Raw genomic sequence first — 17213 nt, forward strand, 5'->3', positions numbered from 1 at the left:
CTACTGATGGATAACACAGGTTAGGAAATTAGTTAGATTGATACAGTTGATGCCTATGTAAGAGGTATTTTAGATGACTAATTTTTCCAATCAAAACGAAAATTCCAGCAATCAGCCTTCTAATTCAATAGAACAAAAAGCTTCGGATCAAGCGGCAAACATTGCCGATCGCGCCGAACAGGTAGCTGACCAGGTTGAAGATATGCCCAACCGGGTTGCTAACCAAGCCGAACGCGCTTCTGAGCAGGTTGAACGTGCTTCCGACCAGGTTTCTGACCAGGTTCAGGCGGCTAAATCTGCCGTTACCGAGCCCCTGCCAACGCCTCCTAAAATGTCTGGAAACCAGGCTACCGCCGAGGAGCTGTTGAAGCGTCTAAACTGGGGTGAGCCAGCATTGACGATTATCGATGCTCGCAGCAGAGAGGCTTTCAACGCAGAGCGTATTACGGGTGCTATGTCTAGGGATCAGGTGGCTGACGCTACCGAATCTAGTCTGGAATATCAGCGAGATCTTTACGTCTATGGCGATGGCTCTAACCAAGCCGATGAGGTAGTCAGCCAACTGCGTCAGGCGGGGTATCAAAAAGTAGCGTTTTTGCAGGGTGGGCTTTCCGCTTGGAAGGCCATTGGCGGACCCACTGAAGGCGTAGAAGCCTTTTCTTCTCCTGCTGGCGCCAAGGTTTAAAGGTAGCGCTAGTCTTATCTCGTTCTGTATAGAGCAGGGACAGAAATGGTTCAGCAACGACTCCCTGAGTTTGATGCTTGAGTCTAGTTATTCCTGCTCAAGAATAGTCCACTCCCATTCTTAAACGCTCAAACGGCCTCAGCCGTGGCTAAGAACTCCCTTGACTATCTGTCAGCCGAGGGGGTTCTTAGTTTGAAGAGGTCACTGATCCACGATTAAAGGATCAATTCTTTAGGCGATCGCGGCTGGAAAAGGTAGCCTAACCTAGTTCCAGCTCCTTAGTAAACTGCGGCAGAAGCGTGATGACTCTTTGTCTATCGCGAGGGGCAGGGGCGCTAGGGAGCCAAGCGAGCTGGAATAGTCGGCATAGTTCAGCCTTCAAGTACTAGCTACTATTCAAATCCTCTTTCAGCCTGGCAGCAGCCCCTCCCCTTACAATAGGTACTCATCCCCCTGACGACTGGAACCCGCTGTGGCAGCACCTTCTTCCCAGGCCGAAAAGTCTAAGGCCGACAAACCCACCCTGATGCTGGTCGATGGCCATTCGTTGGCCTTCCGCTCCTACTATGCGTTTGCGAAAAATGCCGACGGCGGCCTGCGCACCTCCACCGGCATTCCCACCAGCGTCTGCTACGGCTTCTTGAAGTCGCTGCTCGACATGATGGAGGTGGAAAAGCCCCAGTACGCCGCCGTCGCCTTTGACCTGGCCGCGCCCACCTTTCGCCACGAGGCCGACGCCACCTACAAAGATGGCCGCCCCGAAGCGCCGGAGGGGTTTTTAGAAGATGTCGAGAACCTCAACGAGCTGCTGACCGACTTTGGCCTCAATATCTACGTTGCCCCCGGCTTTGAGGCCGACGACGTGATCGGCACCCTGGCCACTAAGGCCTTGGGCGAAGGGTTCTGTGTCAAAATTCTCAGCGGCGATCAGGATCTGTTTCAGCTAATCGACCCCGACGAGTGCATCACCGTGCTGCACCTGGGCAACGCCTTTGCCAAGGGAGCCAAGAACGGCCTGGCCCAGGAGTTTAAAATTGAGGAGGTGAAGGCCAAGCTCGATATCTACCCCCACCAGGTGGTCGACTACAAAGCCCTCTGCGGCGACTCGTCGGACAATATCCCAGGTGTGAAGGGCATTGGGGCCAAAACCGCCGCCAAGCTGCTGGCGGAGTACGGCGATCTCGATTCTATCTACGCCGATATCGACAACATCAAGGGCGCGACCCAGAAGAAGCTGATCGAGGGCAAAGAGTCGGCCTACCACTCCCGCTACATGGCCAAAATCGTCACCGATATTCCCGAAGGGGAGCTGTCCATTGACCTGTCCACCTGCAAGCTGGAGGGCTTTGACCCCGATGTGGTGATTCCGGCGCTGAAAAAGCTGGAGTTTCAGAACTTTGTCAACCGCTTGGGCAAGCTGCAAGTTGCCTTTGGTGGGGCGGCGGCAGAGGAGACGGCAGCAAAGGCGAGTCAGGCCCTGAGCGGCGGTGCCAGCAGCAAAAAATCCATCGTATCCGAGGATGCTGGCGGGGCCGATGTGGCCTTCTTTACGGCGGAGGAAACCGACAACGCCCAGGGGGTGGATGAGGTGGCGATCGCCCCTCAGGTCATCACCACCGAAGCCCAGCTCTACGAACTGCTCGACATTCTCTCCGAGCAAAAGCATCCGGAAACCCCAGTAGCCTGGGATACCGAGACCACCTCGCTGGAGCCCCGCGACGCCACCCTGGTGGGCCTGGGCTGCTGCTGGGGCACCGGGCGCGACGAGATGGCCTACATTCCCGTCGGCCACAGCGACGGCGCGCATCTGTCTCTGGAGATGGTGCTAGATGCCCTGCGCCCCATTCTTGAAAGCGACGAATTCCCCAAGGCGCTGCAAAACGCCAAATACGATCGCCTGGTGCTGCGCCATCAGGGCATTGTGCTAGCGGGGGTCGTTTTCGACACCATGCTGGCCAGCTACGTGCTGAACCCGGAGGCCAGCCACAACCTGACCGACCTCAGCCTGCGCTACCTCAACCTGGTCGCCCAGAGCTATGAGGATCTTGTCCCTAAAGGCAAAACTATTGCGGATGTGGCGATCGCCGCCGCCGCCACCTACTGCGGGGCCGATGTGCACACCACCTACCTGCTGGTGCCCAAGCTCCAGGCCGAGCTAGACAAAATTCCCGATCTCAAGACTCTGTTTACCGAGGTCGAGCTGCCCCTGGAACCCGTCCTGGCCGAGATGGAGTCTACCGGCATTCGCGTGGACCCTGACTATCTGGCCAATTTCTCGAAACAGCTGGAAACCGACCTGGCCCGGATTGAGAAAACCGCCTACGAGGAAGCGGGAGAAACCTTTAACCTGGCCTCGCCCAAGCAGCTCAGCGAGCTGCTGTTTGAAAAGCTGGGCCTTGACAAGCGCAAGTCGCGCAAAAACAAATCCGGCGGCTACTCCACCGACGCCTCCACTCTCGAAAAGCTCCAAGGGGACCACGCCGTGGTGGATCTGGTGGTGGAGCACCGCACCCTCTCGAAGCTGAAATCGACCTACGTCGATGCCCTACCCACGCTGATTCGGCCCGACACCCACCGGGTACACACCGACTTTAACCAGGCGGTGACGGCCACCGGGCGACTGTCGTCGTCGAACCCCAACCTGCAAAATATCCCCATTCGCACGGCCTTTAGTCGGCAAATTCGGGCGGCGTTTATCCCCGAGCAAGGCTGGCGGCTGGTGGCGGCAGACTACTCGCAAATTGAGCTGCGCATTCTCGCCCACCTCAGCGGTGAGCCTGTGTTGGTGGAGGCCTACAACAACAACGACGACGTCCACGCCCTCACCGCCCGGCTGCTGTTCGAAAAAGATGACATCAGCTCAGAAGAACGGCGGGCGGGTAAGGTGATTAACTTTGGCATTATCTACGGCATGGGAGCAGTGCGCTTCGCCCGCGAGGCGGGGGTGAGCCGCACCGAGGCCAAGACGTTTATCGATCGCTACTACGATCGCTACCCCAAAGTCTTCGAATACCTGCTGCAAATGCAGCGGGAGGCGATCGCCAACGGCTATGTGCAGACGATTTGCGGCAGACGGCGCTACTTTAACTTCACCGATGGCAAACTGCGATCGCTGCGCGGCACCGACCCGGCCGCTATCGATCTAGATTCCCTCCGCTCCAACGGCTACGATGCCGGATCGCTGCGGGCGGCAGCCAACGCCCCCATTCAGGGGAGCAGTGCCGATATCATCAAAATCGCCATGATTCGCCTGCATGAGCTATTGAAGGATTATCAAGCCAACCTGCTCTTGCAGGTCCACGACGAACTGGTGTTTGAGGTGCCGCCCGACGAATGGAAAGAGCTGGAGCCCAAAATTACTGCTGTGATGGAGTCTGCTGTGGCCCTCAAGGTGCCTCTCAAGGTTGAAGCCCACGCTGGCCCCAACTGGATGGAGGCGAAGTAGGGTCATAGCGTGCTGCGCCACTACAGCAGGAAACGGGGGTTGCTGAAAACAGATACGAAGCAAAAAATTAACGCCCGTCGGCAGGGCCATTGGCCCTGCCCCAAATTCATGCTTCAATTCAGCCACGCCGCACAAAACGACCGATCTCTATCTATCTCCACGCCATCCGCAAATTCGATCGCAACGTTGCCAAAGGCATAATAATAACGATGCCCCATGGCGATACGGTGCTAATGACTGTCAATGTATTGCTCAATCACCTGTTTGAACTGAGGTTGAGCATCCCAGTCAAAGCCATTTTCTTTGCTGGTGGCCAGTGCGGTTTCAGCATCCATGCCGTTGCGGGTCGCCTGGTGCATGAGCACCATGGAGCCAGCCCGCAGGCCGGTTCTACAGTGGGTCATCACCGGTTTGGGCAGACCGTCCAGCGCTTGCAGCACCTGGTCGATCAGGTCGGGGGTAATGTTGTTGGGCTGCACGGGAATGTTGATGTAGCTCAGCCCAGCCGCCTCGACCTGGGCCTGTTCGTCGGTCAGGGTGCCGTCTTCCTGGGGCGATCGCAGATTCAAGACCGCTTTGTAGCCTGCCTCAGCCACCTGCTGAATCTGCTCTGGGCTCAGCTGGCAGTTGGCAACGGCCACATCTGCGTTGACGGTTCTTGCAAAGTCCATACTGGCCTCGGTATCTATAGTGATGAAGGGATGGGCGTCACTCGATCAACCTATCACGCTATTGAGCTAACCGCTGAAAGCCTCCATGCCTTTGTCGCTACTTCCACGAGCCTGCCAGCCAGTTCTATAGCGGTAGCCAGTCTGATTAAGATATTTCCCCTCAAAACGTTCAAACGCTCGCACGTCTCTGGATGTCCTAACCTAAGTGACTATGGCTATACAAGCTCCACAAACAGCTCAATGACCTAGTGCTGCAAGCCTGCGGCTTTAGCCCACCGACGACCTGCTCGAAAAACTGCTAGCCCTCAACCTCGACCTAGCCGCCGAAGAGCAACGCGGCGAACCTGCGATCGGCCCCTGGAATTCGACACAATAGCTATATCCCCTACTGGAAAACCAACCCATGACCAACCCTAGTCTCAGCGAAACGCAGCTTAAGGACCTGATAAAAACCGCCATTCTCGAAATTTTCCACGAAAGACGCGATCTCCTCCAAGACATTATTTCTGAAGCCCTAGAAGACATTGCCCTAGTTAAAGCTATTGATGAGGGCAAAGACTCTGAACCAGTGAGTCGTGAGACTATCTTTGCAATTTTGGAGCAGGCAGAGTGAAGGTCGAGTTTCGTAAAACCTTTGAGAAAGACCTCAAGAAAATAAATGATAAAAGCCTCTTGGTCAAAATCAAGAGCACAATCACCGCTGTGGAAGAGGCATCTAGCCTAGATAATATTGCCAGCCTTAAAAAGCTAAAAGGTGATGAAGGTCATTTTCGTATTCGTATTGGCGATTATCGGTTAGGGCTATTTCTAGATGGAGATACTCTTCTTTTTATTCGAATTATCCATCGTCGAGAGTTTTACCGCTATTTTCCTTAATGCAGGAAAAACACTGGCCATAACTAAACTCCACTAACAGCTCGATGCCCTAGTGCTGCAAGCCTGCGGCTTTAGCCCCGGCGCAGCTAAACACCTCGCCCTGCTCTGGGGTAATCAAAGCCCTTGACTCCAGTATCGTAAACAGGCGGCTCCATTTTTGGGAGGTTATGCCGGGGTCATTTGTCTCTAAGCGATGGCCTTTGACGCGATCGCCCCCTAGCGCACCACCTGGCGCATGTAGTTGCCCCACACCGCCGCCGCCTGACCGCTGCTGCCCCGCGTTGAGGTGTTGTCATCGTTGCCCAACCAAACGCCCGTGGTGAGGTTGCGACCGGGCACAAAGCCCACAAACCACAGGTCGCGGTTGTCGTCGGTGGTGCCGGTTTTACCCGCTTCGCCCAGGCCCAAAAAAGCGCTGCGCCCGGTGCCCCCCTGCACCACCCCTTGCAGCAGCCCGGTTAGCGTGGTGGCAATGCTGGGGTCGATCGCCTGGTGCTCCGAATCGCCCGCCTGGCCAAACTCGTAGATCACCCGGCAGGTGTTGATGTCGTTGGGGTCGGTGCAGTCGCTGCTGTCGAGCACCCGAGCGATGCCGTGGGGACGATTCCATATGCCGTTGTTGCCGACGGCGGCAAAGGCTCCCGTCATCTCCAGGGGGGTGACAACGCTTTCTCCCAGGGTGAGGCCGGGGGAGGCGACGAGCTTAGACTCAATGCCCAGGCGCTTGGCCAGGTTGATGATGTTGCCCAGACCAACCTCTTTGGCAATGCGCAGGGCAACCACGTTTTCAGATCGAGCCATCCCGGCGTACATATCCAGCGGGGCCGACCCCGAGTGGCAGCCTGCAAACCGCTGCCCGTTCCAGTTCATGGGCTCGCAGGAGAACGACTGGCTGGGGGGAATCCCCTTTTCGAGGGCGGCCCCGTAGGTAAAGAGCTTAAAGGTAGAGCCGGGCTGACGCATGGCCTGGGAGGCGCGGTTGAACTGGCTGGTGGCAAAGTCTACGCCGCCCACGAGGGCGCGAATGGCCCCAGTGCTGGTGTCGAGGGTGACCACCGCCCCTTGGGAGTAGGCCAGGGCTGCCCCCTTGGTCGCCACATCCTGGCTGAGGGCCTCTTCGGCGGCTTTTTGGAGGTTGAGGTCCAGGTTGGTCTGCACGTAAAAATTGCCTTCGCGGGCCAGAGAGGTGCCCAATACCTCGTCTAACTCGGTGAAGACGTAGCTGTAGAAGTAGGGTGCGCGGGTGCTCTGGAGTTGGCGGGTGGCGTCGGGGCTGATCTCAATGCGCGATCGCCGCGCCCGCCGGGCTTCCTCCTGGCTGACCATGCCCAGGGCCACCATGCGATCGAGCACGCGATCGCGGTAGGACACCGCCGCATCGTAGTTTTGCACCGGGTTAAAGGCGTTGGGGCCGGGCAAAATGCCCACCAGAGTTGCCGCCTCCGACAGGGTCAAATCGCGGGCGGGCTTGTCAAAGTAGAACTGGGCCGCATCCTCAAAGCCGTAGAGATTGTCACCCAGATACACCCGGTTCAGGTAGGTGAGCATCAGGTGGTTTTTGCTGTAGAAGGTCTCCAGCTTGAGCGCCGTAATCGCCTCGCGAATCTTGCGCCCGGCGGAGTCTTCGGTGCCCACGTACTCGCGGTAAACGCTGCGGGCCAGCTGCTGGGTAATGGTGCTGCCCCCCTGGCGAATGCCGCCGCCGCGCAGGTTGACCACCACCGCCCGCAAAATACCGAGGGGGTCTACCCCCAGGTGCCAGTAGTAGCGCGTATCTTCGGAGGCCACCAGGGCCTGGGGCAGGTAGGGCGAGAAATCGCCCATGCGGCGCAGCTCTTGGTGCGACTGGGTCAGCTGCTCCCGCAGGGGAACCGTGGCGCCATCCTCTTCGCCGTAGACGACCACGGGACCCTGCACCGAGTCGGGCAGAGGCCGCATGGGAATTTTGGGCCACTCTATGCCCACAATCCAGGTGCCCACCGCCAGCGACAGCCCGGTAAAGCCGTAGAGGGTGTAGCGGGCGGTTTTGACGTACCAGGGGGGCGGTTCGCTAAACCGCAGCGTTACGGCATCCTCCAGGTCTGGGGGGCCGAGGGTGTAGACATCGCCGTGGTTCATCACCGCCTGGGTAAGCCGCTTTTTGCCCCGATAAATGCCGTTGGTGGAGTTGCGATCCTTCATCACGAAGGGCTGGCTGGCGCGGTTGGTGTCGCGGGTCAGGGTGGCGTGAACCTGGCTGACGATGGGGCTGGGGGCCACAATGTCGCACTGGGAGCTGCTGCGCCCCATGATGTAGTGCTCGCCCAACAGCGGGTAGGTGGTGGCCCTACCGCTGACGGTGACCTCTAGCTCGGCGGGGCGGGCACCGGGCTTTACGGCCAGCAAGCCAAAGTCGACCTTGGCTTGCACGGCCTGGAATGCCTGGGTGACCGTTTTGAGCAGAGTGCGGGGCTGGGAGGGATTTGGGGGCGACATGGCGAGTGGCAGTAAGCCCGACCTAAATACAGCCCTATTGTAGTCATAAGCTTTGCGATCGCTGTGGTCGATAGACCACTTTATAGAGATGGATAGGGTATTTTTGGCCGGGAAGATATCTGAAGATATCTATGGAGAGATGGGGGGCGGGGGAGATGGGGAGATGCGGGGGCGTTTGCTGTCAGAGCTATCTGGTGATTTGCTGGGATGCGCTGGCTCTTGGGGCGATCGCGCGCGACCTCAGCCACCTATGCCGGAGCTGGGGCGTGGTCGATATCTGTATCAATCAGATTTTTGGCTGGAATGGGGGTCGGCGATCGCATTAATGTTGCGCTGGGCTGGGTTGGCGGGCCGTGGATAGATTCGGAATGTGGCAATAGGTGAACTTTCTAGAACCTGGTTAAGCAACCCTTTAAGGCTGGGTTAATCTGAGGTTAGACACAGCTGAGTCGCTTCAAATCATGCTCGTGGGGCCTGCATTTTGTAGGCTTTTCTCTACATGCCATCGCCGTATGGCAAGGAGTTTATTATGACCCGAAACGTCCTTTCAGGCCGGCGCAATGTGGCGCTGGTCGGTGCCTATTCCAGCGGTAAGACCACACTATTAGAAAGCATTCTCTCGGTCACCGGATCGATCACCCGCAAGGGTAGCGTCGATGAGGGCAACACCCTCGGCGATAGCTCCCCAGAGGCCCGCGCCCGACATATGACCGTCGAACTAAATGCCGCCAGTACTGAGTACGGCGGCATTTGTTTTACGTTTGTAGACTGTCCGGGGTCCGTAGAGTTGCAGCAGGAAGCCAACCACGCCCTGATGGGAGTCGATGCGGCGATCGTGGTCTGCGAAGCCGACCCCAACAAGGTGCTCACCCTCTCGCCCCTGCTGCAATTCTTAGATACCTGGGAAATTCCCCACCTGATCTGGATCAACAAGCTCGATCGCGCCAACGGCACCTTTGCCGAGGTGCTGGCGGCCCTGCGCCAGGTGTCCTCGCGGCCAGTCATTCCCCAGCAGTACCCCATTCGCCAAAACCACGATCTGGTGGGCTTTATTGATCTCGTCAGCGAGCAGGCCTTCCACTATCACCCCGGTGCCCCCGCCGACCCGGTTCCTCTGCCCCCTTCGCTTCAGGTCGAGGAACAGATCGCCCGCACTGAGATGCTCGAAACCCTGGCCGACTACGACGACCACCTGCTCGAAGAACTGCTCGAAGACATCGCCCCTCCAGAAGACGAAATCGTTCGCGACTTAAAAATGGAGCTGGGGGCCGATCTGATTGTGCCCGTGTTTATTGGCGTGGCCCTGGCCGACTATGGCGTGCGGCCCCTGCTCGATGCCCTGGTCAAAGAGGCTCCGGCGCCGGAGATCACCTGCGATCGCAGGGGCATTGCCTGCAACGACGCCACCCTGGCTCAGGTGCTCAAGACCTACTACACTCCCCAGGGCGGCAAGCTGTCGCTGGTGCGCGTGTGGTGCGGCGAGCTGAAGGATGGCGATAGCCTAAACGGCGATCGCATGGGCGGCCTCTACGACCTGATGGGCACCCAGCAGACCAGCCTCAGCCGGGCCGAGGCCGGGCGAATTGTCGCTGTGGCCCGACTGGAAGGGGCTCAAACCGGCGATACCCTCACGACCGACGGCAGCCTCGATACTCTGCTGCCCAAAGCCCCAGCAATCGACCCGGTCTACGCCCTGGCGATTACCCCCGCCAAGCGCAGCGACGAGGTCAAGCTCAGCGCCGCCCTCACCAAGCTGCTGGAAGAAGACCCCTCTCTATTTTGGGAGCAGCACGGCGACACCCACGAGGTGATTCTGTGGGGCCAGGGCGACGTGCACCTGAATTTGGCGATCGATCGCCTCAGCCGCAAGTACAACCTGCCCATGGCCACCCACCTACCCCAGGTGCCCTACAAAGAAACCATCCGCCAGGCCAAAGACTCAGTGCACGGGCGCTACAAGCACCAGAGCGGCGGCCACGGCCAGTTTGGCGACGTGTACCTCTCGATTCAGCCGCTGCCCCGGGGAAATGGCTTTGCCTTCAGCGATACCATCGTCGGCGGCGTGGTGCCCAAGCAGTACATCCCCAGCGTTGAAACCGGGGTGCGCGAGTACCTCGACCATGGTCCCCTGGGCTTTCCGGTGGTGGATGTGGCGGTAACGCTCACCAACGGCTCGTACCACAACGTCGACAGCTCCGACAACGCCTTTAAGCAGGCGGCCCGCATTGCCATGCAGGAAGGGCTGGCCGCCTGCACTCCAACCCTGCTAGAGCCGATCGACCGGGTCGATATTTCGGTGCCCAGCGTCTACACCTCCAACGTGCTGAAGCTGGTGAGCGGCAGGCGGGGGCAAATTCTGGGCTACGAGGGCAAAACCGACTGGCCCGGTTGGGATGTAGTCTCAGGGTATCTACCCCAGGCCGAAATGCAGACCATGATTCTGGAACTCAGGTCGCTGACCATGGGTGTGGGCTTCTTTAAGTGGGTCTACGACCACCTCGACCCGGTGCCCGAAAAGCTCACCGAGCGGATTTTGGCGAGTACCGGAGGCGATCGCTAACCCCAGCCGCCGCCGATCTATAGCTGTAGCCAGTCTGGTTAAGACATGTCTCCTATGGGCGTTCAAGCGTTTGAACGTTCATGGAGTTTCTGGATGTCCTAGCCACGTGACTATTGCTATAACCCCCAACAAACCGGGTTTCTTCGCCATAGGCCCAGAGCAATCTGGCCTGTCTGGCAAGAAATCCGGTTTGTTTAGGCCAAGTGTCCGCAGGGGAAAATGACGCAGCCCAGGTTCGGAGTAAAGTCTAGTGACCTTGACTGCCGGATCTGAAAATCCAGGAATCTTGTTGGCTATCCGGGGTTGGCAAAGTCCAATCTTCGCTAAACTTTGCCGACCCCGCCAGAGACTTCAAGTGAAATGTAGCGCTAGCTGCGCTGGCGTTTTTGCAGGGCGGCCAGCATTTGCTGCTTGACAGCTTCGGCCCAGGCTACAAAGTCTTCGCGGTTCTCTAGGGCATCGTGGGCCGTAGGCCGGTTAGCCGTGGAAGAGGTAGATGATTTGAGGGTAGCCATAGGAGCGCAAAAAACGTTGTTATACCTTCGGTATAACAAAACCTAAGGCTGTCTAACCACCGCCCTATGCAACCTGTGCATGGATATGGACGCAGGCTGCATAGGGTAGGGCAGCTGCCCTAAAATTTTCCGTCTTTCTAAAATTTGTCTGCTTCCATAAGGGCCATGGCCTTATTGGCAGCGTAGGTCTGTACGCGATCTTGGGCTACAGGGTAGCGCTCATCCTCAGGGGAAACTTCGGCCATCAAATCCGCCGCTCGCTGCCAGCGGACCGCCAGGTCAAGCCATTCGGCAGCGGTGGAGGCCGATTTGCCATCCTCTACCGACTGCTGGGCAATGCGCACTGCCAGTACAAAAGGATCCTGTCCCACCGGAGAGGCGGGGGCTGGCTCGGGGGCTGGTTCGCCGGGCGCGTTGTTCTGTGGTCCCAGGCTCAGGTTAACTCCCAGCCAGTCCTTGGTTGCCCATCCGACCAAGAGCAGCAGCAGGGCCAGGCTCGCCCCGCCCACAAGTCCACGCCAAAAGGCGCTGCGGCTAGAGGCAGGTTTTTTCTTGTACACGTCGTCTAGAAAAGGATTGCGCTGACGGGGGGAACGCAGATCTCGCCACAGCCGGGCCATGGGGTTTGGCTGCTTGAGCACAATTGGCTCGGACCACAGCAGGCTTTTGTCTGGATTGCGCTTAATTTCGTCGAGCCACAGCAGCTGCTGCTCTTTTACAATGCGGCTGTTGATGTTGACCCGGCTAATACCCCGCGGGCTAATCGACTCCAGCAGACGGCGCACCTGCTCCACGACCGCATCCTTGGGTAGGGCGGTGGCGGTAGGGGCTTCTAGCAGCAGCTGCAAAATACCGCTATCTTGAATAGCGCGGGTCCGAATGCCGTCCTCGGCGAAATGCTCATTCAAAATTTGAATGATCGCAGCTACGCTGCCCTGACGGGCCTGGAGATCGATGTCATCGATGGTTGGATGCATGGCTCAAAGCTACCGCACGCCACAGAAGTCCGCAGCATAGGGCAGTATAAACGGCTGATCCCGAAATTATATCAACCGTTGCCCAAGCCGGAACGTTCTGCGGGTGAGTTGGGATCAACCAATGCCCTGGTAATTGCCTCCAAGGGGTGAGCATTCAACCTATAGCAAATGCTGAAAGCGGTCTTCGGCGCCCAGCTTTTTAACGGCAGCCTTAATATCCTGGGTGCGGTCTTTGCGCACGATCAGCGTGGCGTTGCCGTCGCGTACGATTACCACATCCTCCAGGCCAATGGTCACCACAACTTCGTCAGGATCGGCGGAGTAGACAATGCTGCCTGCGGTATCGAGAGCTACGTGGGTGGCCAGATCGACGTTGCGATCGCCGGGCTGCTTGAGCAGGCGCTCTACGGCGTTCCAGTCCCCCAGATCGTCCCAGCCAAAGGTGACGGGCATGACCTGGGCGCGATCGGTGTGCTCCATCACGGCATAGTCGATGCTGAGCTTCTCCAGGCTGGGATAGGCGTCTACCCCGTCAGCGATCAGCGCTTTCATCAGGTCGGGGGCGTGGGTTTTGAGTTCGGCAATCATGACCCCGGCGGGGAAGATGAACATGCCGCTGTTCCAGCTAAACCGACCGCTGTCGATGAAGGTTTGAGCCGTGGGGGCGTCGGGTTTTTCGGTAAAGCGGCTGACGGTATAGGCGTTGAGATTTCCGTGGGTGCCGGTTGCTTGGCCCTGCTCGATGTAGCCGTAGCCGGTGGCAGGGTAGGTGGGAGAAATGCCCAGGGTGGCGATCGCCCCCTCCCCCGCCAGCTCTGCGGCCGCCCTCAGGGTCTGGCAGAATGCCGCTTCGTCGGCAATCCAGTGGTCTGCCGGAAAGAAGCCCACCAGGGCATCGTCACCGTAGCGCTGGGCTACCTCCAGGGTTCCCCAGGCGACTGCTGGAGCCGTGTCGCGCCCCACGGGCTCAACCAGCAGGTTGGCCTCGGGCAGCTCGGGCAGCTGCTCGCGCACCCGGTCGGCCAGGTGGGCCGCGGTAATCACCCAAAGGTTTTCCCAGCCCTCGGCCAGGGGCAGCAGGCGGTCGGCGGTCGCCTGCAGCAGGCTGCGATCGCTGCCGTCCAGACACAAAAATTGTTTAGGGCGCGCCAGCCGACTCACTGGCCAAAACCGCTCGCCTTTGCCCCCGGCCAAAATAATAGGAATAAGTGCAGCCATAGCAATTACATCTCTAGGATTTTAAAGACTTAGAAAGACTTAGTGACAACGCTCAAAAGACTGCGGACAGCACTGACTGAAGGCCACGGCTCTAGCCCAGAGCCATCCGCCCAGGATTTACTGGAATCAGATCCACCCGTCGATCCACCTGCATAAGTGGCTCAATCCTATCCCCTAGAAGGAGATATCAGGGCAAAATTCGCTTAATATTGATTAACATATCAACCTGCTGCGAAGATTGAGCAGCGCTTCTGGGTGAAATCCGGCTCTGTCCGCAGGGGCGGCTTTAACTCAGCTTGGTGTTACTGGCCTCAGACCTAAAAACCGTGCTGAGGCTACGGTGGTGCGTCGCGACAGGGGATATGTTGGTAGGGCGTCGCAGCAGGTGAGCAGGTATCCATGACAACCCCTTTACAGAACACCGGGCCTCAAGAAGGTAGCGTGACCGATCAGCCCGGTTCGTCTGAGCAGGCCGCTGAGCCGGTTACCTCGGTAAGTTATCCATCCCAAACCGGCTCCCAGACATCTGAGGCCGACTCGCCCTCCCCTACCGGCAGCATTGCTCCTCAGGCTAGAGCGGGGCGCCGCCTGCTCAAATCGCTGCTTTGGGGCGGGCTGTTTGTGGGCACGGCGGCAACCTCGGCGGTTCTAGGGGCCGCGATCGCCCTGACCATTCCGCTGCCGGGCTTTATGGGGGGAAATGCCAATCGGGCCGCGAGTTTTGGCGATCTGTGGCAGGCGGGCTTTCGCTACCAAGTCACGCGGCCGGTCAACATTTTGGTGATGGGCATTGACGTGGTGCCCAACGCTGAGCCCAACTCTAAGGCCGTTTTTTCCGGGCGAACCGACACCCTGCTGCTGGTCAGGGTCGATGCCGAAGCGGGCACCCTCAACGTCATGTCCATTCCCCGCGATACCCGAGTGCAAATACCGGGCTTTGGGATGGATAAAATCAACCAGGCCAATGTGCTCGGTGGGCCAGAACTGGTCGCCCAAACCCTCGGCTACAACCTGGGCAACATCCACGTTGACCGCTACGTGCGCATCAACACCGGTGCCTTTCGGGAAATGGTTGACCTGGTAGGCGGCATTGAGGTCAATGTGCCCCGACGGATGGAATACACCGATCGCACCCAGGGCCTCTACATCGACCTCTACCCCGGCTGGCAGACCCTCAATGGCGATCAGGCGGAGCAGTTTGCCCGCTACCGCAAAGAAAGCGGCGATATTGGCCGGGTGCAGCGTCAGCAAATGCTGCTCAAGGCGCTGCGAGAGCGCTTGACCAATCCCACCGTGATTCCCAAACTGCCCCAGGTTCTGCGGGTGCTGCAGCGCTACGTTGACACCAACCTCACCCTGGAGGAAATGCTAGCGATCGCCAACTTTGGCCTGCAAATTCAGCCTGATCAGCTGCAAATGGTCATGCTGCCCGGTCGATTTAGCACTCCCGCAGAGTTTCAGGCCAGCTACTGGCTGCCCAACTGGGACGCTTCGGCGCCCATTGTGCAAAACTTTTTTGAGACTGAGGGCGTAGGTATCTATGCCGACAACTCCAGGGGAAGCTACGTGGCCGATTTGGCCATTGCGGTGCAAAATGCCTCCGGTCAGCCCGACCAGGGGGCGGCGGTGGCCAGCTATCTGCGCGAAAACGGGTTTAAAAACGTCTACGTGGTCGATGACTGGTCTACCACCGTGGCTCGCACCGAAGTGGTGGCCCAGCGGGGCGATATCGAAAGTGCCCACGTGATCGAATCGCTGTTGGGAGTCGGTCACGCGCTGTCTGAGTCAACGGGAGACCTCGGCTCTGACATTACAATTCGGGTGGGGCAAGACTGGGGCGAGCACGCCAGCCAGCCCTCAGAGGCTCCAACTCCGTAAATTCCCCGCGTTTAGCCAACTTGGTGGAAGAGTCCACTTGGTGGAACTAACCCGGATTAAGGCCAGCGCTGTAATCACCACTCCCCTAACAAAGGATTGCCCTCGACGCGCAAACTCTTCTAGCGCCACGGCTCTCATGGCTCAGTAGTGTTTGGCTTGACTCAGCAGTAGGTCGCAGACTTGCTAATCGACGGCGCTGAAGATTAAGCGTGTTGTTATCGCTACTCGCTAGTTTGATCAGTTCCCCAATCACCCACAGATAGAGCTAAATCGGCCAAAGCCCAGTATTCTTGAGGCCCAGCTAGCGCTCCTAAGCCCAGGGCAGTCCCAAGGCCAGATACCTCAAACCCTCTACATTTTGGCTGGGAAATCTAATTTTTCCAGAATAAAATAAATAGCTAAACAGAACAGCTTAACCAGCCTCTTCTGCTCACGGTTCGCTCATTTTTAAATGAGGTCAGCCAATTGGGATAGGTTAGGGCTATGGATACCCCCCTAACCGTTATCACCGAACGGGTTGACGATATTCCCCTGTTGCTGGCCCAACTGCAGCGGATGGACGTGCAACCCCTGCTCGACGACTACTTTCCGACCCATGGGAACTGGCAGGGGCTCAGCTTAGGCCATGTGGTGATAGTTTGGCTGAGCCACATTTTGTCCCAAGCGGATCACCGGTTAAACCCCGTGCAGGCCTGGGTAGAGCGACATCAGGAAACCTTGCAACAGGGCTTGCAGCAACCGGTTCGCGCCCTTGACCTGAGTGACGACCGCCTAGAAAGCGTGTTGCGATATCTCAGTGATGATGCCCAATGGGCGTTGTTTGAACCGGCGTTGAATCAGCGTCAGATTCAGGTGTATGACCTGCACCCCAAACGGCTGCGTCTGGATAGTACCAGCGTCAGCGGGGATTGGACGGTCAATGAGTCAGGGCTGTTCCAATATGGCCATAGCAAAGACCATCGCCCCGACCTGCCCCAACTGAAGCTGATGCTGGCGACGCTAGATCCGCTGGGGCTACCGATAGCGACCGAGATTGTCTCCGGGCAGCGCGCCGACGACCCGCTCTACATTCCGGCCATCGGGCAGGTGCGTCAGACCCTCAGTCAGTCTGGGTTGCTCTACGTGGGTGACAGCAAGATGGCCAGTCTAGCGACCCGTTGCTTTCTCCAGGCCACAGGCGATTACTATCTCTGTCCGCTCGGTGGGACTCAACTCAAGGCGGAGGCGATGCAGGCCTACCTAGACCCAGTGGAGCAAGGGGCCGTTGAGTTGCAGGAGATTCACTACGACTATGCCGACGGTCACACCGCGCTGATTGCCCGAGGCTATGAGCAGACCCAGACCCGCACAGGAGAATGGGACGGACACACCTGGATGTGGTCAGAGCGGCAATTGGTCGTGTACTCCTTGGCTTATGCTCAATCCGCCCAGCAGGCCTTCCAAGTTCGACTCGAGCACGCCCAGACGGCCCTAGCGGCGCTCAATCAATCGGGGCGCGGCCAGAAAGCCTTTCCTGATGAGGTCGCCTTAGCGCAAGCCGCCGAGGCGATTCTCACCCGCTACCGGGTCAAGGCCTACGTTCAACTCACCTACTCACAACAGGTGGAGCAACACGCTGTGCGTCGCTACCGGGACCGCCCGGCTCGGATGGTGGAGCACCGTCGATTCCAGGTGAATGGCACCCTAGAAACTGAGGCCATCAACCAGCAGATGCAAACCTTGGGCTGGCGGGTCTATGTCACCAATCATCCCGCAGCGGCATTATCGTTGCCTCAAGCCGTGACGGTCTACCGCCAAGAATATCTGGTGGAGCACAGCTTTAGCCGACTCAAAGGGCATCCCCTCTCCCTCTCCCCGACTGTACTTACAGCGTGAAGACCATATCAAGGGATTAATTCGCTTACTCTCGATGG

Annotated in this window: 12 protein-coding genes and 1 pseudogene; 7 read left to right on the top strand and 6 right to left on the bottom strand. The window is 58.3% G+C overall.

Going from position 1 to position 17213, the window contains the following annotated elements; translation table 11 throughout:
- The first annotated feature begins 73 nt into the window (after positions 1 to 73).
- Both LEPTO7104_RS34600 and polA read left to right on the top strand, forming a co-directional pair.
- Positions 74 to 685: a rhodanese-like domain-containing protein gene (locus tag LEPTO7104_RS34600; RefSeq protein ID WP_017300244.1), complete on the top strand. Its 612-nt coding sequence runs from the start codon at positions 74 to 76 to the stop codon at positions 683 to 685.
- 526 nt (positions 686 to 1211) lie between these two features.
- A complete protein-coding gene (polA, locus tag LEPTO7104_RS0119390; RefSeq protein WP_040697079.1) occupies positions 1212 to 4130 on the top strand; it encodes a DNA polymerase I in 2919 nt (972 codons plus the stop codon).
- Between the two features lie 230 nt (positions 4131 to 4360).
- Here the strand turns inward: polA and LEPTO7104_RS0119395 are convergent, their stop codons facing one another.
- Positions 4361 to 4801, bottom strand: coding sequence for a protein tyrosine phosphatase family protein (locus LEPTO7104_RS0119395; protein ID WP_026072862.1), 441 nt, complete (start codon positions 4799 to 4801; stop codon positions 4361 to 4363).
- A gap of 403 nt (positions 4802 to 5204) precedes the next feature.
- Here LEPTO7104_RS0119395 and LEPTO7104_RS0119400 point away from each other — a divergent pair, with 403 nt between their 5' ends.
- Together LEPTO7104_RS0119400 and LEPTO7104_RS0119405 are read left to right on the top strand one after the other, a co-directional pair.
- Entirely contained in the window at positions 5205 to 5414 is a 210-nt protein-coding gene (locus tag LEPTO7104_RS0119400) for a hypothetical protein (protein ID WP_017300247.1), read from the top strand.
- Positions 5411 to 5677 carry a type II toxin-antitoxin system RelE family toxin gene (locus LEPTO7104_RS0119405; RefSeq protein WP_017300248.1) on the top strand — a complete coding sequence of 89 codons (267 nt, stop codon included), beginning with the start codon at positions 5411 to 5413 and terminating at the stop codon, positions 5675 to 5677. Before LEPTO7104_RS0119400 ends, LEPTO7104_RS0119405 begins: the two co-directional genes overlap by 4 nt.
- A 49-nt stretch (positions 5678 to 5726) precedes the next feature.
- On the opposite strand, the gene LEPTO7104_RS40260 is transcribed toward LEPTO7104_RS0119405, so the two are convergent.
- Entirely contained in the window at positions 5727 to 5927 is a 201-nt protein-coding gene (locus LEPTO7104_RS40260) for a hypothetical protein (RefSeq protein ID WP_155523705.1), read from the bottom strand.
- The gene (locus LEPTO7104_RS0119410; RefSeq protein WP_017300249.1) at positions 5894 to 8152 is read right to left on the bottom strand and encodes a transglycosylase domain-containing protein; all 2259 of its coding nucleotides are present in this window, start codon (positions 8150 to 8152) and stop codon (positions 5894 to 5896) included. Before LEPTO7104_RS0119410 ends, LEPTO7104_RS40260 begins: the two co-directional genes overlap by 34 nt.
- Positions 8153 to 8681: 529 nt before the next feature.
- Here LEPTO7104_RS0119410 and LEPTO7104_RS0119420 point away from each other — a divergent pair.
- A complete protein-coding gene (locus tag LEPTO7104_RS0119420) occupies positions 8682 to 10712 on the top strand; it encodes an elongation factor G (RefSeq protein ID WP_017300251.1) in 2031 nt (676 codons plus the stop codon).
- A gap of 368 nt (positions 10713 to 11080) precedes the next feature.
- Here the strand turns inward: LEPTO7104_RS0119420 and LEPTO7104_RS40265 are convergent, their stop codons facing one another.
- From LEPTO7104_RS40265 to LEPTO7104_RS0119435, 3 genes are all read right to left on the bottom strand, one after another.
- Positions 11081 to 11227: a hypothetical protein gene (locus tag LEPTO7104_RS40265; protein WP_017300252.1), complete on the bottom strand. Its 147-nt coding sequence runs from the start codon at positions 11225 to 11227 to the stop codon at positions 11081 to 11083.
- Between the two features lie 137 nt (positions 11228 to 11364).
- On the bottom strand, positions 11365 to 12204 hold the full coding sequence (locus tag LEPTO7104_RS0119430; protein ID WP_017300253.1) for a hypothetical protein: 840 nt from the start codon (positions 12202 to 12204) through the stop codon (positions 11365 to 11367).
- Between the two features lie 159 nt (positions 12205 to 12363).
- Entirely contained in the window at positions 12364 to 13422 is a 1059-nt protein-coding gene (locus tag LEPTO7104_RS0119435; protein ID WP_017300254.1) for a mannose-1-phosphate guanylyltransferase, read from the bottom strand.
- A gap of 399 nt (positions 13423 to 13821) precedes the next feature.
- Here LEPTO7104_RS0119435 and LEPTO7104_RS0119440 point away from each other — a divergent pair, with 399 nt between their 5' ends.
- On the top strand, positions 13822 to 15300 hold the full coding sequence (locus LEPTO7104_RS0119440) for an LCP family protein (RefSeq protein ID WP_155523706.1): 1479 nt from the start codon (positions 13822 to 13824) through the stop codon (positions 15298 to 15300).
- A 483-nt stretch (positions 15301 to 15783) separates the two neighbouring features.
- Positions 15784 to 17213, top strand: a pseudogene (locus LEPTO7104_RS34605) (IS1634 family transposase); the annotation flags it as partial.

The sequence above is a fragment of the Nodosilinea nodulosa PCC 7104 genome, from assembly GCF_000309385.1.
Taxonomy (GTDB): Bacteria; Cyanobacteriota; Cyanobacteriia; order Phormidesmidales; family Phormidesmidaceae; genus Nodosilinea; species Nodosilinea nodulosa.